The organism is Faecalibacterium faecis (assembly GCF_040096475.1).
GTDB classification, from domain to species: Bacteria; Bacillota; Clostridia; order Oscillospirales; family Ruminococcaceae; genus Faecalibacterium; species Faecalibacterium taiwanense.
This window is the reverse complement of the sequence record NZ_JBBMEP010000005.1, coordinates 125,508-145,528: the sequence shown is the minus strand read 5'-3', so window position 1 is coordinate 145,528 and position 20,021 is coordinate 125,508. Positions and strand designations below refer to the sequence as shown.

Below are 20,021 nucleotides of genomic sequence, written 5' to 3'. Positions count from 1 at the left end.
ACTTGCATGTGTTAGGCGCGCCGCCAGCGTTCGTCCTGAGCCAGGATCAAACTCTTTATAAATGATATTTATCACTTTTAAAGTGTTAAATCTTGTTCGCTCAGCACGCAATCGCTTGCGTCCTGTGTGAATTACTTTTGGAATTGTTTTTAGTGTTTTTCCAAACACTTAAAAGGTTCCTTACAAGTTTTTCGATATTGTTCAATTTTCAAGGTCCTGTAGCGCCTCAGCCTTGCGGCTGACGACCTGTTTATTTTACCACCGAAGTGGTTTTTTGTCAAGCCTTATTTTTTAGAAGCTTTTGAACTTTCTGAACTTGGAGCGCTTCAAACATCTCAGTGTCAACTGGTGTTTTCTGCGTCTATTGGTTCTTTTCAAGGGCTTCCTGCCGAGGCTTTGGAAGTCATTCTTTTGCCTCAGCGCTTGGCGCTCAAGTATAATACCACACCCCCGCCTCCTTGTCAACACTTTTTGACAGATTTTTTCCATTCTTTTTTGCGTGCACCCCAAAACAGCAGCAGGCCGCAGGAAAAACTACGCCGCAGCTGCATTGCAGCTGCGGCGGCAAAAGCGGAAGAGTCCTCTCCCGGAACTATTCAGGTTTTCAGGATCTTCGCAGGGTCAGCCAGACTGCAGCAGCCAGCATGGGCAGCATTCCGATCAGGCCAATGGGTGCCGGCCCCAATACATTGTAATAGCTGTCTGCCGGGTTCGTCAAAACCACAAACAGCGCTGCCACCGCATTGAATGCGCCGTGTGCGATGGACGGAACCCAGATGCACCCGGTCTTTTCATAGAGCCAGTCCAACAGGGTATTGAGCGCAAAGCAGACTATGCACCACACGAAAAGGCCCAGCACTGGCGCACCCAAGTAGTTGGTGCCGTATTCGTAGCCCACCAGCAGCATCAGCGGCCAGTGCCAGACACCCCAGATCACGCCGCCCAGCAGGCGGCCGTTGAGCAGGCCGAGCTGCTTCTTCAGGTGGGGCATCATATACCCGCGCCAGCCGGCTTCCTCGCCCAAAGCTGCGAACATATTGATGACCGGAGCCAGCGTGACCGCGAACAGGCCTGTTTCCAGCATGTAGCTGAGGTTGGATACGCCCAGCTCCCTGCGCAGGGTCTGAGCGTCCATCTCGCCGCCGTAGGCCGCTGCCAGCCAGCTGCCGGAGAGGTCCAGTCGATGCGGGAACACCGCAAAGTAGAGCACTGCGGCCAGCACCGTAAATACCGCCGGGCCGAACCACGCCGCCAGCCAGTAGCGGCGCTTGCCCTGCACCTTCCAGCCGATGCCGGTGGGCTGGCGCAGAAAGACCTTTTGCACCAGCAGCACCGCCAGCAGCGGGCAGAGCATGGTGGCGACCAGCGCCAACTGATACAGCACGGCATTCTGCTTTTGCAGCAGCACCATGCAGCCGCCGACCTGACACAGCCATGCCAGACCAAATGCTAACAGGAAATAAAGGCCGAAGCCCTGCTTTTCTTTTGTGGTCATACGAACTTCACCGCCGTTCCATAAGCAATGACCTCTGCTGCGCCCTGCATGACGCTGGCGGAAGCGTAGCGCATCCCTACAACTGCATCCGCACCAAGGGCCTCTGCATCCTTGACCATGCGTCCTGTGGCGATCTGCCGGGCTTCGGTGAGCATATCCGCATAGTCGGTCACTTCACCGCCCACCAGCGTGCGGAACCCCGCCATCAGATCGTGGCCCAGATTGCGGCTCTGCACCGTGCTGCCGCGCACCACGCCCAGCGCTTCCAGCTTTTTGCCGGGCACTTCGTTAATAGTTACGATAAGCATCTTCTTCTCCCTTTCCGATCTCTTCAATGCGTTCCAGCAACACCTTCAGCGTGCCCACGATGCACCCCACCGGGATGCCGAACAATACGATGAGCAGCGGCAGCGGTGGCGCTTCCTGCGGGTCGCTGTAAAAGGCCCACGCCATCGTTGCGATCACAAAAGCCATCAGCGCCACAAAAAGGGCAGCGCCGATACAGGCGCCGCGGATGCGCTCGCCTTTTCGGTCTGTGCGTTCAATGTTCACAAAGGTCACTCCCTGTTTCTCCCGTGCAGCAAGGCGCGCAAGCGTCTGCTCCACATCCAGTTCTTCCAGACTGCCGGAGTCCTTTTGGAGCAGCTTGCAAAAGCCGATGGCTTCGTCCAGATCCTTGCGGCGGGTGCTCAGACGTTCCAGCTGCTGGGCCATTCCCTCGGCCAGCGTCTTCTGCCCTTCCAGCATTTCCCGGATCTCGGCCAGCGGCACATCCAGCTTGCGCAGCAGCTTGATGCGGCGCAGGCGTTCCACGTCCGCCTGCGAGTAGCTGCGGTAGCCGTTGCCCGGCTCGCGGCTGGGGGTAATGAGCCCCTCCTCCTCGTAAAAGCGGATGTTCTTTTTGGTCACGCCCACAGCGGCTTCCACTTCGTTGATCTTCATGGTTCCGGTGCCTCCTTACGTGCCTATGTTACACCTTCCAGAAAGGGGAAGGTCAATAGATTTTAATAGAAAAGTGAGACTCCCCCAGTCTGCTTCGCAGACAGTCCCCTCGGAGATGGGGCCTTTGGCAAAACATAAAACTTTGCCGCACTGCCAAAGGCTCCCTCCTTGAGGGAGCTGGCGAGCGAATGCGAGACTGAAGGAGTTCTTATTTTATCAGAAGTAGCACTTGATCTGGAACCGGTCGGCGCTGTCCTGCTTTTTCTCCACCACAATGTGCTCATGGTTGAAGTCGAAGTGCACCGGGGTGCACAGGTCGGTATTGCGGGTCAAGCGCAGCAGTTCCTGCACCCGCTTTTTCTCCTCCGGCACATAGAACAGGTAGCTCACGCCCTCCTTTTTGGCACGGCCGGTGCGGCCGATGCGGTGGGTGTAATGTTCGTTCTCACTGGGCACATCGTAGTTGATCACGGCATCCACATCCGAAACATCGATGCCGCGGGCGGCAACGTCGGTGGCTACCAGAATAGCCAGCTTGCCGTCCCGGAAGTTCTTCATGATCTGGTTGCGCTCCTTCTGGGAGAGGTCGCCGTGGAGGCAGTCCACCGAGAAGCCCAGCCGTGCCAGCTGATTGGCCAGAGTGGCAGTGTTGAACTTGGTATCGCAGAACACCATCACCCGCTTGTAGTTCTCACCAATGATGATCTGTGCAAGGTCGGAAAGCTTGTTGCGGCCGGAGGTCTCCAGCATATACTGGGTGATCTTGGGCTGGCTTTCTTCCTTGGGCTGAACGGTGATCTCCTCGGCGTTGTGCTGGTACAGCCAGCCGATGTCCATTACCTCGCGGCTGATGGTGGCCGAGAACATGGAGAGGGACTTGCGGGCCTTCATCATTTCAATGATATGCCGCACATCCTTATAGAAGCCCATGTTCAGCATTTCGTCGGCCTCGTCCAGCACGATCTGGGTCACATGGGAGATATCAATGGAATGGTGCTTGTAGTGGTCCATCAGACGGCCCGGCGTTGCCACCACGATCTGGCAGCCCTCGGCAAGGCGCTTTGCCTGCTTTTCCATGTTGGCACCGCCGTACACGCAGGCCACCTGCACTTCGGGCATGAAATAGGTCAGTTCTTCCAGCTCCTGCGCGATCTGCTGGGCCAGCTCCCGGGTGGGGGCCATGATCACGGCCTGCGGGTACTTGTTTTCCGGGAGGATATGCTCCGCCACCGGGATGCCGAAGGCACAGGTCTTGCCGGTGCCGGTGGGGGCTTTTGCGATCACGTCATAGCCCGCCATCATGACGGGGATGGTCTTTTCCTGAATTTCGGTCATTTCGGCAAAGCCCATGCGCTCCACGGCCTTGTGGATGGCATCGCTGCACTGCAACTCACTGTAAAGCATCTGATTCTCCGTTCCTTTGTCATTTTATATTCTGAACCCAGTATAGCATGAAATGCCGCACTTGTCAGCAGGTTCTTAACGAACTCCTTCCGTCATCGCTAATGCGATGCCACCTTCCTCCCAGAGGGAGATTTTTCCGCACGGCGAGGCTCTCTCTCCGAGGGAGCTGTTGAGCAAAAGCGAAACGGAGGGAGCTCCAAACAAAAAGAGCTGCGCCCCGAGTGGAGGGCACAGCTCTTTGCATTTGATTTGAGGATCAGACAGCTTCCTCAGTCTTGGCAGCCTTGCCTGCTTCCAGCTTCTGCTTGAAGCGGCCGCTGGCCTTGAAGCCGGGGATGGAGGTGGACTCCAGACGGCTGGAAACCTTGGTCTTGGGGTTGGTGTAGGCCTTGGGCTTGCGGGGACGCATCTCAAAACGGCCAAAGCCTGCGATGGTCACCTTCTCGTCTGCGCGCAGGCAGTCGGCGATCTGGTCAAACATTGCATCCATCGTGGTCTCGACCTGTGCTTCGGTGAAGCCGGTCTTGCGTGCCACAGTCTCGATCATCTGGGAACGGGTCATGTATCTATATCCTCCTGGAGTGTCCAAAAGTAACGTCTTTTGGCAAATTTTGCGTTGTTGAGTATAACATAATTCACACACTGTTTGCGACAGATTGCGCACAAAACGTCATTTATTGCGCACGAACTTATGTAATCTCTCTCCGTCCTTCACAAATACAGCGCCCGCTGTTTTGGCGGGCGCTGCAAAAAAGCATTTTACGGGTAATTCGTGAGGTAATTATTTGCGGTGATACAGGGTGGCAATATCCACCAGCGGGATATTTTCCAGACTGTGATCACTGCGCAGGCAGTCCACCAGAGCGTTGGCGGTATCCACTGCGGTGATGCAGGGGATGCTCAGCTCCACAGCCTTGCGGCGCAGGCGGACGGAGTCGCGCTTGGGGTCACGGCCCTTAGCGCTGGTAGAGAACACATAATCCACCAGACCGCTCTGCAGCAGGTCCACGATGTTGGGCGACTCGCCGGACATATTGCGCACCTCGTTGCAGGGCACCATATGCTTGTTGAGCCATGCGCAGGTGCCGGAGGTACCGTACAGCTTGTAGCCCATGCTCTTGAGCTTCCATGCGATATCCACGAACTCCGGCTTGTCGCTGTCCTTCACGGTGAAGATGCAGCAGCTTGCAGGACCGGGGGTCTTGAAGGTGTAGCCCGCGCCGATGAGGCCCTTGAGCAGGGCATCGTGGTAGTTGGGGGCAATGCCCAGCACTTCGCCGGTGGACTTCATCTCGGGACCGAACTGGGTATCCACACCGTGCAGCTTTTCAAAGCTGAACACAGGCACCTTGACGGCCACATAAGGTGCGTTGGGGTGCAGGCCGGTGCCGTAGCCCATATCTGCCAGCTTTTCGCCCAGACAACAGCGCACTGCCAGATCCACCATGGGCACGCCGGTGACCTTGGAGATATACGGCACGGTACGGGAGGAACGGGGGTTCACCTCAATGACGTACACCTTGCCGTTGGAAACTGCGTACTGCACGTTCACCAGACCGTTGACATGCAGCTCGCGGGCAAAGCGGCCGGTGTAATCCACCATGGTGTCGATCTCGGCCTGAGTCAGGTGCTGTGCCGGGTAGACACAGATGGAGTCGCCGGAGTGCACGCCGGTGCGCTCCACCTGCTCCATAATGCCGGGGATCAGGAAGTTTTCGCCGTCGCAGATGGCATCCACTTCGCACTCGGTGCCCAGAATATACTTATCCAGCAGCACAGGGTGATCCATGTCCACATGCTCGGTGATAACGCCCATGTACTCGATCACGTCCGCCTTGGTGTAGGCCACGATCATGTTCTGACCGCCCAGCACGTAGGAGGGACGCATCAGCACCGGCAGGCCGATCTCGTCGGCGGCAGCCAGAGCCTCGTCCAGATTGAAGACAGTGCGGCCCGGTGCGCGGGGGATCCTGCAGCGCTCCAGCAGCTCGTCGAAGCGCTCACGATCCTCTGCTTCGTCGATGGCATCTGCCGGGGTGCCCAGAATGGGCAGGCCGATCTCGTCCATGTGCTTTGCCAGCTTGATGGCGGTCTGGCCGCCGAACTGCACCACGCAGGCATCCGGCTTCTCGGTGGCAATGATGTTGTCCACGCTCTCCGGGTTCAGCGGGTCAAAGTACAGACGGTCGCCGGTGTCAAAGTCGGTGGAGACGGTCTCGGGGTTATTGTTTACAAGGATGGCTTCGCAGCCGTGCTTCTTCAGGGTCCACACACAGTGCACCGAGCAGTAGTCGAACTCGATGCCCTGACCGATGCGGATGGGGCCGGAACCAAAGACCAGCACCTTCTTTTTCCTGGGCTCGCCCTTGGCGGATGCTTCGGCTTCCTTCTCGGCAATGAACTCAGCAGCTTCGTTGTCGCCGTCGTAGGTGGAGTAGAAATAGGGGGTGTTGGCCGAGAACTCGGCAGCACAGGTATCCACCATCTTGAAGCCAGCGCGGTAGTTCTCCACAGGCAGGGTGTCCACCTGAGCCAGACGCTTGATGGTCTTATCCTGGAAGCCGTACTTCTTGGCAGTCTTGTACTGTTCTTCGGTCAGCACGCCGTTGCACTTGGCAAGGCCCTTTTCCAGATCTGCCAGATGCTGCATCTTGTCCAGGAACCACCAGTCGATCTTGGTGATGCGGTAGATGGTCTGGTGGTCGATGCCGCGCTTGAGGGCCTCGTACACGCAGAACACGCGTTCGGCATCCTGAACATGCATGTGGGCCACGATCTCGTCATCGGTCAGCTCTTCAAAGGGCTTGTGGGTCAGGGTGTCCATACCCAGCTCAATGGAGGAGACTGCCTTCATCATGGCAGCCTCGAAGCTATTGCCAATGCTCATCACCTCGCCGGTGGCCATCATCTGGGTGCCCAGAGACTTGTCGGCGTAGACGAACTTATCAAAGGGCCACTTCGGGTACTTGACCACGATGTAGTCCAGCGCAGGCTCAAAGCAGGCGCAGGTCTTGCCGGTGACATCGTTGGTGATCTCGTCCAGCGTGTAGCCAATGGCGATCTTGGTAGCCACCTTGGCAATGGGATAACCGGTGGCCTTGGAAGCCAGTGCGGAAGAGCGGGACACACGGGGGTTGACCTCGATGACCGCGTAATCGTAGCTGTCCGGTTTCAGGGCGAACTGGCAGTTGCAGCCGCCCTCGATGCCCAGCTCGGTGATGATATCCAGAGCAGCGGTGCGCAGCATCTGGTATTCGTGGTCGGTCAGGGTCTGGGAGGGAGCCACGACCACCGAGTCGCCGGTGTGGATGCCCACAGGGTCCAGGTTCTCCATGTTACACACGGTGATCACGTTGCCCTTGTGGTCGCGCATGACCTCATACTCGATCTCTTTCCAGCCAGCGATGCACTTTTCCACAAGAATCTGATGGATGGGGGAAAGGCGCAAGCCGTTGGTGCCGATCTCGATGAGCTTTTCGCGGGTCTCGCAGATGCCGCCGCCGGTGCCGCCCATGGTAAAGGCCGGGCGCACGATGACCGGGTAGCCGATGCGGTCGGCGCAGGCCAGAGCGTCCTGCAGCGTTTCCACCACCTCAGAGGGGATGATGGGCTGGTGCAGCTTTTCCATGGTCTCCTTGAACAGCTCGCGGTCCTCGGCACGGTCGATGGTCTCGGGCTTGCAGGCCAGCAGACGGATGCCGGTGCGGTCCAGATAGCCGGAGCGGGCCAGCTCCATGGACAGGTTCAGGCCCATCTGGCCGCCGAGGTTGGGCAGCACGGAGTCCGGCTTTTCGATGTCCAGAATGCGCTCCACGACTTCCAGCGTCATGGGCTCGATGTAAACATGGTCGGCCACATCCGGGTCGGTCATGATGGTTGCGGGGTTGGAGTTCAGCAGAACGGTCTCGATGCCCTCTGCCTTCAGGGCGCGGCAGGCCTGCGTGCCGGAGTAGTCGAACTCCGCAGCCTGACCAATGATGATGGGGCCGGAGCCAATGACCAGCACCTTCTTGATTCTAGGGTCCTTCGGCATTTCAGCGTGCCTCCTTTTTTGCTGCTTTGACGTTGTTCAGGAAGCGGTCGAACAGAAACTCGGTATCCTTGGGGCCGCCGTTTGCTTCCGGGTGGAACTGCACGGTAAAGCAGTTCCACTTCTTGTACTTGATGCCCTCACAGGTGCCGTCGTTGGCGTTCACCTGTGCCACCTCGCCCATCTCGGCGGGCAGCTCGTCGCCCACCACAGCATAGCCGTGGTTCTGGCTGGTGATGAAGGTGCGGCCGGACTCAAAGTCTGTCACGGGCTGGTTGGCACCGCGGTGGCCGTACTTGAGCTTCATAGTCTTGGCACCGGCTGCCAGAGCACTCAGCTGGTGGCCCAGACAGATGCCGAAGGTGGGGATGTTCAGCTCAAAGATGTGCTTGAGGTTCTCGATGACCTCCACGGGTTCCGCCGGGTCGCCGGGACCATTGGACAGCATGATGCCATCCGGAGCAAGGGCCTTGATCTCCTCTGCCGTTGCAAAGGCGGGCATGACCGTCACCTTGCAGCCGCGCTTGACAAGGCAGCGCACGATGTTGCGCTTGCAGCCGTAGTGCATCAGCACGATATGGGTCTCGCCCTGCGGGTTGAACACCTCGGGCTTTTCACAGGTAACATTCTTCACCGCATCGGTGACGGCGTAGGCGCGGATCTGAGCCAGCAGAGCCTCGGTCTCGGCCTTGTTGGCCGGGTCGGCGGGGTCGAAGGTGGTCAGGATGGCACCGTTCATCACACCACTTTCGCGGATGATGCGGGTCAGGTGGCGGGTGTCGATGCCCTCAATGCCGATGGTGTTGTTCTTTTTCAAAAAGCTGTCCAGCGTTTCCTCGCAGCGCCAGTTGGAGGGGGTGGTGCAGGCCTCGCGCACGATGTAGCCCTTTGCCCAGATGCGGTCGGACTCCATGTCGTCCTTATTCATGCCGTAGTTGCCGATAAGGGGGTAGGTCTGGGTGATGATCTGGCCATAGTAGCTGGGGTCGGTCAGGGTCTCCTGAAAGCCCACCATGCCGGTGGCAAAGACCACCTCGCCCACGGTGACGCCCTCGGCACCCACCGACTGGCCGGCAAAGACCATGCCATTTGCCAAAAGAAGATATGCGTTCATAGTTTTCCTCGTTTCAACACATTACAGGGTCTGCTTTGCTTCCTGCTTCATCTTGCGGCTGCCCAGATGCACCAGCGGCAGCTTGCCTTCCTTGCAGATGGGGCACTCTTCCGGTGCGTAGTTGGGCAGGTCCAGCTTGAGGGCGCTTGCCACGATGGGAATGGGAGACGGAGCCTCGGGCTTGGTGCGGTCCACCACGCAGGTGATGCCCACGCAGATGCCGCCGTTCTCTTCAATCACGCGCTTGGTCTCCAGAGAGGAGATACCGGTGGTGACCACGTCCTCAGCGATGAGGCACTTCTCACCCGGGTGGATGGCGAAGCGCTTCAGGGTCATCACATTGTCCACGCGCTCGGTAAAGATGGCGCGCTTGCCGGTCTGGCGGGCCAGCTCGTAGGCGTACACGATGCCGCCCATGGCCGGGCCGACGATCACATCCACGTCCATTTCCTTGACCTTATCTGCCACGGTCTTCATCACCTCGGCGCAACGGTCGGGGTACTGCTGCAGATAAGCCATCTGGCAGTATGCGCTGGAATGGCGGCCGGAGGACAGCAGGAAGTGGCCTTCCAGGAACGCGTCACAGCTCTTCAGGATCTCAAGTGCTTCACTCATTGTACTTCTCCCTCTCTTTTATAAAAATGTCTTTTGAACGGTATTGTACCACGCTTTTGCGTGATTTGCAAATTTATGCAGTGACTTCGTTTTTATGCGTATAAATCAGTATTTTTCTGGTATATCAATTGGATTATTCAGCATTCCGGGCACATCCGCGGATCTCGTCCAGCGTTTTCACGCCGTTCTTGTCCATCCATGCGGCCATCTCGTCGGCAATGGTCTCCATGGCGCGGGGGTTGGCAAAGTTTGCGGCACCCACCTGCACCGCCGCAGCACCGGCCATGATGAACTCCAGTGCGTCACGGCCCGTGGCGATGCCGCCCAGACCCACCACCGGGATGTTCACAGCGCCCACGGCCTGCCACACCATGCGCAGGGCAATGGGCCGCACCGCCGGGCCGGACAGGCCCGCAAAGATGTTGTTGAACACCGGGCGGCGCTTTTCCAGATCGATGGCGCAGGCCTGGAAGGTGTTGGTCAGGCTGATGGCATCCGCACCGGCGGCTTCCACGGCCTTGCACATCTCAGGGATGTTCTCGGCCTGCGGGCTCAGCTTGACCATCAGGGGCTTTTTGCAGGCAGCGCGCACCATGCGCACCACCTCACCGGCAGCTTCGGCTTTCACGCCGTAGGCCATGCCGCCCACCTTGACGTTTGGGCAGGAGATGTTCAGCTCCACGATGTCCACTGCGCTGTCGCTCAGCATCGAGGCACCTTCCACATACTCTTCCTCACTGTGGCCGCCAAGGTTAGCAATGGCCACCGTGCCGTACTTCTGCTTCAGTTCCAGCATCTCGGGCAGCTCCACGTCAATGAAGTGCTGCACGCCGGGGTTCTGCAGGCCGATGCTGTTAATGAGGCCGGAGGGGGTCTCCCACAGGCGCTCGCCCTTGTTGCCGTACTGGCCGTGCAGGGTCAGGCCCTTGCCGGAGATGCCGCCGATCTTGGCAAAGTCTGCCAGCTCTTCGTACTCCACACCGTAGCCCACGGTGCCGGATGCGCCGATGACCGGGCTGTTCATCACAAAGCCCAGCAGGTTGGTTTTCAGGTCAGCCATCAGAAGAACACCTCCGTTGCATCAAATACCGGGCCGTTCTTGCACACGCTCTTGCCCTCGCCGCCCTTGGTCTCGCAGGTGCAGCCAAGGCAGGCACCAATGCCGCAGGCCATCTTCTTTTCCATGCTCACAAAGCAGGGGGTGCCCTTTTCGGCACACAGGCGGGCGGCGTTCTTCATCATGACCGTGGGGCCGCACACCAGCACCACATCGTAGTCGGCGGGGTCGTAAAGCTGGGTGACAAAGCCGTGGAAGCCCACCGCGCCGGTGTCGGTGGACACCTTGACAAGGTTTGCGATCTCGCGGTACTCCTCCATGCAGTAGGGGGCATCCCGGAAGCCGAAGAACACATCCGGCTTCACACCTGCCGCTGCCAGCTCGCGGGTGAGCTGGAACATGGGCGCGGTGCCGATGCCGCCGCCCACCACAGCGATCTTTTTGTACTTGCTCAGGATGTCCGGCACATCAAAGCCGTTGCCCATAGGGCCGGTGAGCTGGAAGGTATCCTTCATTTTGAGCTGCGCGATCTTTTCAGTGCCCTCGCCCACCACCTGATACAGAAACTCGATGGTGCTGCTGTCCGGGTTCCAGCGGTGCACGCTGATGGGCCGGGACAGGAAGGGGGCTTCGTCTGCGCCCCACGCACGCAGGGTAAAGAACTGGCCTGCGTGGGGTGCGTGGTCGCGGTCCGGCCAGACCACCGTCAGCAGGCGGATGTCCGGGGCAATGACCTCATTGCGCAGAACAGTGGCTTCACAGCAGGCTGCACGCATGAGCAATGGCCTCCTTCATATTCACACATTCGTTGTAAGCGGCTTCGTCAAAGGCAGTGCCCGGCTGCTTCTTATAGGCCAGCAGGATGCCGCGGCTGGAGTTGACCACGCCGCCGTTGCCCTTGGTGAGGTACTGGGCAATGTCCTCGGCCTTGCCGCCCTGTGCGCCGTAGCCGGGGATCAGGAAGAAGCTGTCCTGATACTTTGCACGGATCTCGGTGGCCTCCTCGATGTGGGTGCCGCCGATGACCAGACCGATGGAGGAGTAGCCGTGCTCGCCCATGTAGTCCTTGCCCAGAGCGTTCAGCTTGTCGCCCACCAGATCGTAGACGTGGCGGCCGTCGGCCAGCTTCTCATACTCAAAGTCCTTGGCACCGCCGTTGGAGGTGCGGCAGAGCACGAACATGCCCTTGCCCTGCTTTTCAGCGTAGGGCAGGTAGGGGCTGATGGAGTCCAGACCCATATAGGGTGCCAGCGTGACGAAATCGCTCTCGAAATCGCCGGTAAAGTGACCCATGGCGTACATCTCGGCGGTCTTGGCAATGTCGCCGCGCTTGATGTCGGCGATCACCGGCACACCGGTCTCGCGCACAGCCTTCAGGGTGTCGGCGTAGGCCTTCATGCCCTCAAGGCCCAGAGACTCGTAGTAAGCGATCTGCACCTTGTAGCAGCCAGCCACGGCCTTGGTGGCATCGATGAGCTTCTTGTTGAAGCGCACGATGTTCTCACCCTTCGTCAGGGTGCTGTCCACGAAGTCCTCGGGCAGGTAGCTGAAATCGGTATCCAGACCTACGCACACCGGGCCGCGGGCTTCCACTGCTTCGTAAAGCTTATCCATGTTGGTCATTGTGGGTTCCTCCTGTTTGCTCTCTTATCGATTCTTATCTTATATAGTATTGTTTTTTCAATCCTCTGCCTGATAGGTCAGCTTGCCGCCCTTGATGGTGGCGCACACCTTGCCGTACAGCTCAGCGCCGTCGAATGGGGTGTTGTGAGATTTGGAGTGCAGCTTGTCCTTGTCCACGGTGTAGGGGGTATCCAGATCCACCAGCACAAAGTCCGCGTCGTAGCCCGGCTCCAGCTGACCCTTGGCAAGGCCCAGAATTTCTGCCGGGCGGGTGCTCATCAGGTGCACCAGCACTTCCAGCGGAAGGCCTTCCTGCTTGCAGAGCTTGGTGTAGCAGACACCGAAAGCGGTCTCACTGCCCACCATACCGGCCATGCCCTTGAGCTTGTCCTCTTCGGAGTGGGGCGCGTGGTCGGTTGCAATGGCATCCACGATGCCGGTGCGGATGCCGTCCACCAGCGCCTGCACATCGTCGGCGGTGCGGATGGGCGGGTTCACACGGTAATCGCAGGTATCATTGGTGAACCACAGGTGGTGCGGGGTCACCTCGCAGGTGACGGGTGCCCCCCGCAGCTTTGCCATCTGGATGGCATCCAGCGCACCGCGGGTGGACACGTGGCACATGTGCAGCTTGGTCTGGTAGTATTCGCTCAGCCAGCAGTTGCGCACCGTCTCGATGTCCTCAGCCAGACGGTAGTCCCACGGGCTGATCTCCATATCCTCGGCATGGCTCATCACGGTGATATCCTTCTGGGTGCAGATGGCGAAAGCCTTTGCCATGGTGGCATTGTCCTGCACGCCGTGGCCGTCCTCGGTGATGAACTTCACACCGGCAGGCAGGGTCTTGAGGTGGTCGATGCTCACACCGTCAAAGTTCTCGGTGATGGAGACGGTCTGGTTCACATCGCACAGGCCTACTTCGGCAGCCTTCTGCTCCACCATGAACGCCTGTGCCGCAGAAGAGCACACCGGCTTTGTGTTGGGCATCAGGTTCACGAAGGTGTAACCGCCGGCGGCTGCGGCGCGGCTGCCGGTCTCGATGTCCTCCTTGTACTCAAAGCCCGGGGTGCGCCAGTGGCAGTGCAGGTCCACAAAGGCGGGCAGCACGGTCAGCCCACCGGCATCAATGACCGTTTCGTTCTCCCCGGCCAGTGCCTCCAGCTCCTGACCTACAGCAGCGATCCTGCCGTCCTTTACAAAAATCTCAAGCGGTCTTCCTTCGGTGTTCACAGCATTTACAAGCAGCATCGCAGTTCCCTCCTGATTTGCGTTTGTCTGGTTCGGCTTTCCGGCTTACGGGCAAAAAAAAACTTTTCCCCGCAAAGGGAAAAGCTCATTCCACAAAAAAAGGAAACAACGAACCCACGGCAAAACCGGATGCGAACTGCTTGTTCAGTTTGGTGCACATCGCGCTTTTCTGCATGGTGCTGTCTCCTTTTATAAGTCTGGAATCTTTTCATAATATTTTAGCATAGAAGCGCGAAATGTGTCAATGCTTCCGCATATATTTTGTTGCAAAAAGGTTTGCCGCTTCCCTCCCGGAATTTTAGCTACTCTACCCAAAAGCAGTTTTTCCCCGCCAGATTCAGGGTTAGTCACGTCAATTCCTAGCATATTGCTGTACATTCCCGTCCGGGTGTGCTATTATAATATGGTCAAAAGAGTCAGAGGCTGTTTTCATGGCAGAGGCGTGATTTTTATTCAGAGCAGCTTCATCGGAATCAGGAAAGAGAGGGTTTTCCCATGGGTTTGTTGGAGGACGCGCGGAACATCCAGCGCAAGGACCCCGCTGCACGCAACGTGCTGGAGGTCATTTTGCTGTATCCGGGCTTTCACATTCTGGTGTATCACCGCATTGCGCACTGGCTATACCAGCACAAGCGGTTCTTTCTGGCCCGGTGGGTCAGCCAGCATGGCCGCCGCCGCACCGGCATCGAGATCCACCCCGGTGCCACCATCGGCAGATGCCTGTTCATTGATCACGGCATGGGCATCGTGTTCGGTGAGACCTGTGAGATCGGGGACAACTGCACCATCTACCACGGTGTCACTCTGGGCGGCACCGGCAAGGACACCGGCAAGCGCCACCCCACTCTGGGCAACAACGTGCTGATCGGTGCAGGCACCAAGGTCCTTGGCCCGGTGTATATCGGGGACAACTCCCGCATCGGCGCAGGCAGCGTGGTGCTGCGCAATCTGCCCGCCAACTGCACCGCTGTGGGCGTGCCCGCCGAGGTGGTGCGCATCAACAACAAGGCCGTGAACCCGGCGGACGATCTGGATCAGCAGGATCTGCCGGATATCGTAGCCCAGCGCCTGACCGATCTGGACCGCCGCCTCGGCGCACTGGAAAACGCTGCGCAGGGCGACACCCCGCCCACGGCAGCGCAGATCGCCGCACGACAGAAGTCGTAACGATTCAGAATGCCCTCCGCTTGCGCTCTGGGCATTATTCAAGGAATTTATATTTTTTAGAAGTAAGTCGGAAAATCCTGCGGGATTTTCCGACTTGCCTTTTCACTGGAGCGGGCGCAATGAAGAAGTGGCCTGTTTCCCGGCTGTGCGGCTGTTTCCGCAGGAAGCAAGCACAGACAGATCAAGTTTCCCTCTTGGCCTCCTTTCGTGAAAATGCAACAGCGGACAGCCCGCAGGCTGTCCGCTGTTGCTCTATTATAAGATATTTTTCCGCTGAAGATGCCCAGAGCGCAAGCGGAGGGCATTTTCAATAAACCCTTTTTCCGCAGCCTTCCCCGGCGCAGAGAGCTTTCACCTTCTGCACCGCAGCGGCCACCAGATCACTGATGGGCTGCTCCGGCACACCCACGATATAGTTTTCGCAGTGGTTCACCGGGATGAGCACCCGCGTCGCATGGCTCTGGCACACGGCTGTGGCCATGGCGGGCGTGATCTCGCCCAGCAGTGCATCCGCAACGACGATGCCGATGGGCCCCACGATGATATCCGCGCTGCGGCAGTTCACCACCACGGCGTTCTCGCCGGTGGCGGCACGCGGGGCACCGGCCTTGCGCATGGCGTTTGCCGCCAGACTGTTGGTGCCCACCGCAGTGAGCCGGGCCTCCGGACACTGCGTGCTCAAGGCTGCCACCAGCTGTTTGCCAAGGCCCCCGCCCTGCCCGTCGATGACGAGCACATTCATCGGCTGCATCAGAAGTCGATCTCCTCAAGGCGCAGCAACGCGATGATATAGATCTTCACGGCTTCCAGCAGCTTGTCGATGGGTGCCGCTTCGTTTGCACCGTGCATCGGGCCGCCAAATTCCGGCAGCGGCAGGTCCACATGCTCGGGGCCGAAGCTGACAGCATAGGGGAAGTGGCGGGCATAGGTGCCGCCGCCCATGGTGAAGGGCTTGGCGTTCTCGCCGGTCACTTCGTTGTAGGTGTTGATGCAGGCCAGAATGGCAGGGCTGTCTGCTTCAATATAGAAGGGCTCGGCAGCGGTCACATCGCGCAGCTCAGCGCCGTCGCCCAGTGCGGCACGGATCTGCTCGGTCATCTTTTTGCCGTTGGTGCAGGTGGGGAAGCGGCTGTCCATGGTCTGGAAAATGCGGCCATCTTCCATGTAGATGCGGCCGCCGATCACGGTCAGCGGGCCAAAGGGGCCGTCGGCGCAGTTGATGCCCAGACCCTCACCGGCGGTGGAAGCGTGCAGCTTGCGCACGGCCTCCAGATAGGCGCGCTCGGTCTCATTGCACAGGTCATTGTCCAGCAGGTAGTTCACCACCAGACCAATGGCGTTCACGGTGCCCTGCGGCATGGCTGCGTGGCCGGACTTGCCCCAGCCGCGGATGCGCACGCCGTCGCCTTCCGGTTCCAGCGTGATGTTGGGGGCATTCTTCAGCTTGGAGATGTCGGTCTTGACCAGTGCACTTGCACGGTCGGGCACGGCGTTGTTTGCCACGCCGCCCTCGATCTCCATGATGACGCCGTTGCACACCGGGCTGACGATCTTGGCACCGAACAGGCCCTTCTCGCCGTTGCACACCGGGAACTCGGCATCCGGGGTAAAGCAGAAAGCGGGAGCCGGGTAGTTCTTGAGGTAGTAGTCCACATCCTGCATGTGGGTCTCCTCGTTGGTGCCTGCCAGTGCGCGGATGGGGTAGCGCAGCTCATAGCCCTGCTCCTTGAGGAACTTCAGGGCATACAGGGTAGCCACCATGGGGCCTTTGTCGTCGGCAACGCCGCGGCCCAGCAACCAGCCGTCCTGAATGCGCATGGTGAAGGGGTCGGCCGTCCAGCCGTTGCCCACGGGCACCACGTCCACATGGCAGATGGTCGCCAGATACTTTTCAGGGTCCTTGCCGGCCAGCTCTGCATAGCCGATGTAGTTTTCGCAGTTGCGGGTGGCAAGGCCCATGCCTGCAGCCAGCTCCAGCGTCTTGTCCAGTGCGGCGCGGGGGCCTGCGCCGAAGGGTGCACCCTCTTCCGGGGTGCCCTCTACGCTGTTGACTGCCACCAGAGCGGCAATATCCTTCAGCAGCTGTTCCTTGTTTTGCGCAATATATGCGTCGATTTTCTGATTCAGTGCCTGATCCATGATCTTATCGTTCCTTTCTGTCCGGCAGCTTTGCGCCGCCGGTTTCAAAACACCTTTTTATTTTAGCATACTCAGCGGCAAAATGCCATTGTCAATTGTTGTTCTTTGCCAGAACACAGTCTTTTTTTCTCAGCCCACCGAGAACAGGGTGCTCAGCGCACCCAGTAGGCCCGCGCTGGCCAGACCCATGATGATGCCCGCCAGCAGCACGCCGCCCATGCAGGCCTTGACCACGTCCTTGAACTTCATATCCAGGATCGAACCCGCCAGCGTGCCGGTCCACGCGCCGGTGCCCGGCAGCGGGATACCCACGAACAGCAGCAGCGCCACCACAAGGCCGCGGCCCGCCTTGGCTTCCAGTGCGCGGCCGCCTTTCTCGCCTTTGACGATGCAGAACTTGCAGATGGGCCCGATAAGGGGCTTGTGGTAGCCCCAGATCAGGAATTTGCGTGCAAACAGATAGATGAACGGCACCGGGATCATGTTGCCCACCACGCACACCAGATAGGTGGGCAGGATGGGCAGGCCCATGCCAAGCCCGATGGGGATGGCTCCGCGCAGTTCAATGAGCGGCACCATGGAAACAAAAAATACCAACAGATAGCTTTTGAGCATAGAGTCTCCTTTTTCCTGCTCTTTCCGGGAGAGCAGGCATTTTTTTACAGGTTACAGGTCAATGTCCAGCTCCACCGGGCAGTGGTCTGAGCCGAAGATCTCGTTGTGGATCTCCGCCGCGCGGATCTTATCGGCAATGCGGCGGGACACGATGAAGTAATCGATGCGCCAGCCCGCATTCTTCTCGCGGGCGTGGAAGCGGTAGCTCCACCAGCTGTACTTCACCTCGTCCGGGTGCAGCACGCGGAAGCTGTCGGCAAAGCCTGCGTCCAGCAGTTCGGTCATTTTGCCGCGTTCCTGATCGGTAAAGCCTGCGCTCATGTGGTTGGTCTTGTCGTTCTTGATGTCGATCTCCCTATGGGCAACATTCAGGTCACCGCACAGGATCACCGGCTTTTTTGCGTCCAGTGCCAGCAGGTAGGCACGGAAGGCATCCTCCCACTCCATGCGGTAGTCCAGACGCTTCAGCCCGTCCTGACTGTTGGGGGTATAGCAGTTCACCAGCCAGAACCCCGGGTATTCCAGCGTGAGCACACGGCCCTCGTGGTCGTGCTGCTCAATGCCGATGCCGGCGGTCACGGTCAGCGGCTGCTCACGGCACCAGCAGGCCGTGCCGGAGTAGCCCTTCTTCTCGGCAGAATAGGTATACTCGGTGTAGCCATCCGGCGCAAAATCCGCCTGACCGGGCTGCATCTTGGTCTCCTGCACCGAAAAGATATCGGCATCCAGAGCCGCAAAGCTCTCGGCAAAGCCATGGGTCAGGCAGGCGCGCAGGCCGTTGACGTTCCAGCTGATCAGTTTCATAGGTATACTCCTCTTTATGTTATGCCTGATATTTGGTTTTCCATACACCGCTGCGGAAGCGGAGCACAAAGCATGTCACGCGGCAAACCCAGTCAATGATCATTGCGATCCACACGCCCACAGCGCCCCAGCCCATGCGCACGCACAGCAGGTAGCTGAAGCCCAGCCGCCACACCGCCATGCTCAGGATGGACACGATCATGGTGAACTTCACATCGTTGGCTGCACGCAGGGCGTTGGGCAGCACGAAGGACAGGGTCCACAGCAGGATGGCAAAGCCTGCATGGATACGTACCAGCAGCTCAGAAAGCACCATCGTCTCACCGGACAGCGCGTAGATGCCGATGAGCTTGTGCAAAAACAGCAGGATGGCACCGTTGGAAAGACTCATTGCGATGTAAGACCACACCGTCAGCTTGCGGGTATAATAAACAGCCTGCTCGTCGTCCCGCGCACCGATGCAGCGGCCCACCACCGTGATCATGGCAAGGCTCAGGGCCTTGCCGGGGATAACGCCCATGCCGTCCAGATTGTTTGCCACGGCGTTTGCTGCGATCTGCACTGTGCCGAAGGTGGAGATCATGCTCACCACCAGAATGCGTCCGGCCTCGAACAGGCTGTTCTCAAAGGCGGACGGGATGCCGATGCCCAGAATGCGCTTTGTCATCTTTGCATCCAGCCGGGTGGTCTTTGGCACCGTGATGGCATTGCCCTTCTGGTAGCACTTGCGCAGGATAAGGGCCGCTGCCACCACACGGGACAGCACGCTGGGCCATGCAACACCGTCTACGCCCATTTTAAATCCGAAGATGCACACTGCGTTGCCCACAATGTTGATCACGTTCATCAAAAAGCTGATCTGCATGGAGATCTTGGAGTTGCCCATGCTGCGGAACAGTGCCGCACCGCCGTTATACAGTGCCAGAAACGGATAACTGATGGCGATGATGCGCAGGTACAGCACGCTGGCATCCAGCACATCGGCATCGATGGCACCGTAGAACAGCCGGATCATCGGTCTTGCAAAAACAAAACAGAATGCCCCCACCAGCAAACCGAATACGCCGCTGAGCAAAAGCAGCTGGCCAGAGCTTGCATCGGCCTCCTTCTGCTCCCGCGCACCCAAAAACTGGCTTACCACCACTGCGCCGCCAGTGGCCAGCGCCGCAAACAGCACGATGATGAGGTTGTTGATCATGTCCACAAGGCTGACACCGGAAATGGCCGCTTCGCCGCAGCGGGACACCATCATGGTATCGGCCATACCCACGGTCACTTCCAGCAGCTGCTCCACCAGCAGCGGGCCGGTCAGCAGCAGCAGTTCCTTTTGTGTGAACAGCGGCTTCCGCCCTCCGAAGAGCGGCTTTTTTGTTCCGCTCACCGCCTGATTTTCCATTGATATGCTCCTTTCCCCGTGCCGGGCCATCCCGCTCGGACACATACGCCCACCCTTCGCAGGGCAGACTTCCCATTGAATGTATTCATCTTAGCACACGGACCGGTTCTTGTAAAGAACTGTCGCATTCTGCGTCTTTTTTGCCGCTGTTCCGGGCCGCACCGGCTCATTTTTATGCTTGTTCGTCAGTTTGCCGGGAACTTCTCGTTGAATTTGTGCGTTTCTCCAAAAATGCGATTTTTCGCACGTTTATTGGTGAAAAATCGAAAAAAGGGCTTGTAATTCTTCCAAAAAAGTGGTATGTTGTATCCAACAAAGGCATTACGTTGGATACATGAACTTCTACGAGCGGTTCTTCGCTCAGCACAAAAC

18 protein-coding genes and 1 rRNA gene are annotated in these 20,021 nt (G+C 58.6%); 1 reads left to right on the top strand and 18 read right to left on the bottom strand.

Features of this window, described 5'->3' with window-relative positions; genetic code table 11:
- The 13 genes from WMO17_RS04055 to WMO17_RS03995 form a co-directional block, all read right to left on the bottom strand.
- Window positions 1–62, bottom strand: a 16S ribosomal RNA gene (locus WMO17_RS04055); the annotation flags it as partial.
- A 542-nt stretch (window positions 63–604) separates the two neighbouring features.
- Window positions 605–1,495 carry a CPBP family intramembrane glutamic endopeptidase gene (locus WMO17_RS04050; protein WP_207698912.1) on the bottom strand — a complete coding sequence of 297 codons (891 nt, stop codon included), beginning with the start codon at window positions 1,493–1,495 and terminating at the stop codon, window positions 605–607.
- Complete coding sequence (locus WMO17_RS04045) at window positions 1,492–1,803, bottom strand: heavy metal-binding domain-containing protein (protein ID WP_005944222.1); 312 nt, start codon at window positions 1,801–1,803, stop codon at window positions 1,492–1,494. The genes WMO17_RS04050 and WMO17_RS04045 overlap by 4 nt, the downstream gene beginning before the upstream one ends.
- The gene (locus WMO17_RS04040) at window positions 1,784–2,437 is read right to left on the bottom strand and encodes a MerR family transcriptional regulator (protein ID WP_207698913.1); all 654 of its coding nucleotides are present in this window, start codon (window positions 2,435–2,437) and stop codon (window positions 1,784–1,786) included. The genes WMO17_RS04045 and WMO17_RS04040 overlap by 20 nt, the downstream gene beginning before the upstream one ends.
- Before the next feature lie 216 nt (window positions 2,438–2,653).
- Complete coding sequence (locus WMO17_RS04035) at window positions 2,654–3,841, bottom strand: DEAD/DEAH box helicase (protein WP_120080637.1); 1,188 nt, start codon at window positions 3,839–3,841, stop codon at window positions 2,654–2,656.
- Window positions 3,842–4,097: 256 nt separating this feature from the next.
- Window positions 4,098–4,403 carry an HU family DNA-binding protein gene (locus tag WMO17_RS04030; protein ID WP_005944215.1) on the bottom strand — a complete coding sequence of 102 codons (306 nt, stop codon included), beginning with the start codon at window positions 4,401–4,403 and terminating at the stop codon, window positions 4,098–4,100.
- 219 nt (window positions 4,404–4,622) lie between these two features.
- Entirely contained in the window at window positions 4,623–7,874 is a 3,252-nt protein-coding gene (carB, locus tag WMO17_RS04025) for a carbamoyl-phosphate synthase large subunit (RefSeq protein WP_097774361.1), read from the bottom strand.
- Window position 7,875: 1 nt separating this feature from the next.
- A complete protein-coding gene (locus WMO17_RS04020; protein ID WP_005944209.1) occupies window positions 7,876–8,985 on the bottom strand; it encodes a carbamoyl phosphate synthase small subunit in 1,110 nt (369 codons plus the stop codon).
- 21 nt (window positions 8,986–9,006) lie between these two features.
- The gene (gene pyrE / locus WMO17_RS04015) at window positions 9,007–9,600 is read right to left on the bottom strand and encodes an orotate phosphoribosyltransferase (protein WP_005944207.1); all 594 of its coding nucleotides are present in this window, start codon (window positions 9,598–9,600) and stop codon (window positions 9,007–9,009) included.
- A 133-nt stretch (window positions 9,601–9,733) separates the two neighbouring features.
- Window positions 9,734–10,660, bottom strand: a complete 927-nt coding sequence (locus tag WMO17_RS04010) for a dihydroorotate dehydrogenase (RefSeq protein ID WP_294648827.1) — start codon at window positions 10,658–10,660, stop codon at window positions 9,734–9,736.
- Entirely contained in the window at window positions 10,660–11,433 is a 774-nt protein-coding gene (locus WMO17_RS04005) for a dihydroorotate dehydrogenase electron transfer subunit (RefSeq protein WP_308595067.1), read from the bottom strand. The genes WMO17_RS04010 and WMO17_RS04005 overlap by 1 nt, the downstream gene beginning before the upstream one ends.
- The gene (gene pyrF, locus WMO17_RS04000) at window positions 11,414–12,280 is read right to left on the bottom strand and encodes an orotidine-5'-phosphate decarboxylase (RefSeq protein WP_349137530.1); all 867 of its coding nucleotides are present in this window, start codon (window positions 12,278–12,280) and stop codon (window positions 11,414–11,416) included. The genes WMO17_RS04005 and pyrF overlap by 20 nt, the downstream gene beginning before the upstream one ends.
- A gap of 57 nt (window positions 12,281–12,337) precedes the next feature.
- The gene (locus tag WMO17_RS03995; RefSeq protein ID WP_097777454.1) at window positions 12,338–13,528 is read right to left on the bottom strand and encodes a dihydroorotase; all 1,191 of its coding nucleotides are present in this window, start codon (window positions 13,526–13,528) and stop codon (window positions 12,338–12,340) included.
- Window positions 13,529–14,023: 495 nt separating this feature from the next.
- Between WMO17_RS03995 and epsC the strand changes: the two genes are divergently transcribed.
- Window positions 14,024–14,695, top strand: coding sequence for a serine O-acetyltransferase EpsC (gene epsC / locus WMO17_RS03990; protein ID WP_005944190.1), 672 nt, complete (start codon window positions 14,024–14,026; stop codon window positions 14,693–14,695).
- A gap of 307 nt (window positions 14,696–15,002) precedes the next feature.
- On the opposite strand, the gene WMO17_RS03985 is transcribed toward epsC, so the two are convergent.
- The 5 genes from WMO17_RS03985 to WMO17_RS03965 form a co-directional block, all read right to left on the bottom strand.
- Window positions 15,003–15,437 (bottom strand): DUF3842 family protein, encoded by a 435-nt coding sequence (locus tag WMO17_RS03985; RefSeq protein ID WP_044954000.1) that lies wholly within the window; start codon window positions 15,435–15,437, stop codon window positions 15,003–15,005.
- An 8-nt stretch (window positions 15,438–15,445) separates the two neighbouring features.
- Window positions 15,446–16,834 (bottom strand): Sapep family Mn(2+)-dependent dipeptidase, encoded by a 1,389-nt coding sequence (locus WMO17_RS03980; protein WP_337680211.1) that lies wholly within the window; start codon window positions 16,832–16,834, stop codon window positions 15,446–15,448.
- A 129-nt stretch (window positions 16,835–16,963) separates the two neighbouring features.
- Window positions 16,964–17,449 (bottom strand): COG2426 family protein, encoded by a 486-nt coding sequence (locus tag WMO17_RS03975; RefSeq protein WP_005944184.1) that lies wholly within the window; start codon window positions 17,447–17,449, stop codon window positions 16,964–16,966.
- A 51-nt stretch (window positions 17,450–17,500) separates the two neighbouring features.
- The gene (locus WMO17_RS03970; protein ID WP_097781367.1) at window positions 17,501–18,253 is read right to left on the bottom strand and encodes an exodeoxyribonuclease III; all 753 of its coding nucleotides are present in this window, start codon (window positions 18,251–18,253) and stop codon (window positions 17,501–17,503) included.
- Window positions 18,254–18,272: 19 nt separating this feature from the next.
- Window positions 18,273–19,649: an MATE family efflux transporter gene (locus WMO17_RS03965; RefSeq protein WP_223388192.1), complete on the bottom strand. Its 1,377-nt coding sequence runs from the start codon at window positions 19,647–19,649 to the stop codon at window positions 18,273–18,275.
- Window positions 19,650–20,021 lie beyond the last annotated feature (372 nt).

Excerpts from the sequence above, each read along its gene's own strand:
- WMO17_RS03985 (WP_044954000.1), bottom strand. The coding sequence starts at position 15,437 with ATGAATGTGCTCGTCATCGACGGGCAGGGCGGGGGCCTTGGCAAACAG.
- WMO17_RS04050 (WP_207698912.1), bottom strand. The coding sequence starts at position 1,495 with ATGACCACAAAAGAAAAGCAGGGCTTCGGCCTTTATTTCCTGTTAGCA.
- WMO17_RS04040 (WP_207698913.1), bottom strand. The coding sequence starts at position 2,437 with ATGAAGATCAACGAAGTGGAAGCCGCTGTGGGCGTGACCAAAAAGAAC.
- WMO17_RS04035 (WP_120080637.1), bottom strand. The coding sequence starts at position 3,841 with ATGCTTTACAGTGAGTTGCAGTGCAGCGATGCCATCCACAAGGCCGTG.
- WMO17_RS04045 (WP_005944222.1), bottom strand. The coding sequence starts at position 1,803 with ATGCTTATCGTAACTATTAACGAAGTGCCCGGCAAAAAGCTGGAAGCG.
- WMO17_RS04030 (WP_005944215.1), bottom strand. The coding sequence starts at position 4,403 with ATGACCCGTTCCCAGATGATCGAGACTGTGGCACGCAAGACCGGCTTC.
- WMO17_RS03980 (WP_337680211.1), bottom strand. The coding sequence starts at position 16,834 with ATGGATCAGGCACTGAATCAGAAAATCGACGCATATATTGCGCAAAAC.
- WMO17_RS03995 (WP_097777454.1), bottom strand. The coding sequence starts at position 13,528 with ATGCTGCTTGTAAATGCTGTGAACACCGAAGGAAGACCGCTTGAGATT.
- pyrF (WP_349137530.1), bottom strand. The coding sequence starts at position 12,280 with ATGACCAACATGGATAAGCTTTACGAAGCAGTGGAAGCCCGCGGCCCG.
- WMO17_RS04010 (WP_294648827.1), bottom strand. The coding sequence starts at position 10,660 with ATGGCTGACCTGAAAACCAACCTGCTGGGCTTTGTGATGAACAGCCCG.
- carB (WP_097774361.1), bottom strand. The coding sequence starts at position 7,874 with ATGCCGAAGGACCCTAGAATCAAGAAGGTGCTGGTCATTGGCTCCGGC.
- WMO17_RS03975 (WP_005944184.1), bottom strand. The coding sequence starts at position 17,449 with ATGCTCAAAAGCTATCTGTTGGTATTTTTTGTTTCCATGGTGCCGCTC.
- WMO17_RS03965 (WP_223388192.1), bottom strand. The coding sequence starts at position 19,649 with ATGGAAAATCAGGCGGTGAGCGGAACAAAAAAGCCGCTCTTCGGAGGG.
- WMO17_RS04020 (WP_005944209.1), bottom strand. The coding sequence starts at position 8,985 with ATGAACGCATATCTTCTTTTGGCAAATGGCATGGTCTTTGCCGGCCAG.
- WMO17_RS03970 (WP_097781367.1), bottom strand. The coding sequence starts at position 18,253 with ATGAAACTGATCAGCTGGAACGTCAACGGCCTGCGCGCCTGCCTGACC.
- epsC (WP_005944190.1), top strand. The coding sequence starts at position 14,024 with ATGGGTTTGTTGGAGGACGCGCGGAACATCCAGCGCAAGGACCCCGCT.
- pyrE (WP_005944207.1), bottom strand. The coding sequence starts at position 9,600 with ATGAGTGAAGCACTTGAGATCCTGAAGAGCTGTGACGCGTTCCTGGAA.
- WMO17_RS04005 (WP_308595067.1), bottom strand. The coding sequence starts at position 11,433 with ATGCGTGCAGCCTGCTGTGAAGCCACTGTTCTGCGCAATGAGGTCATT.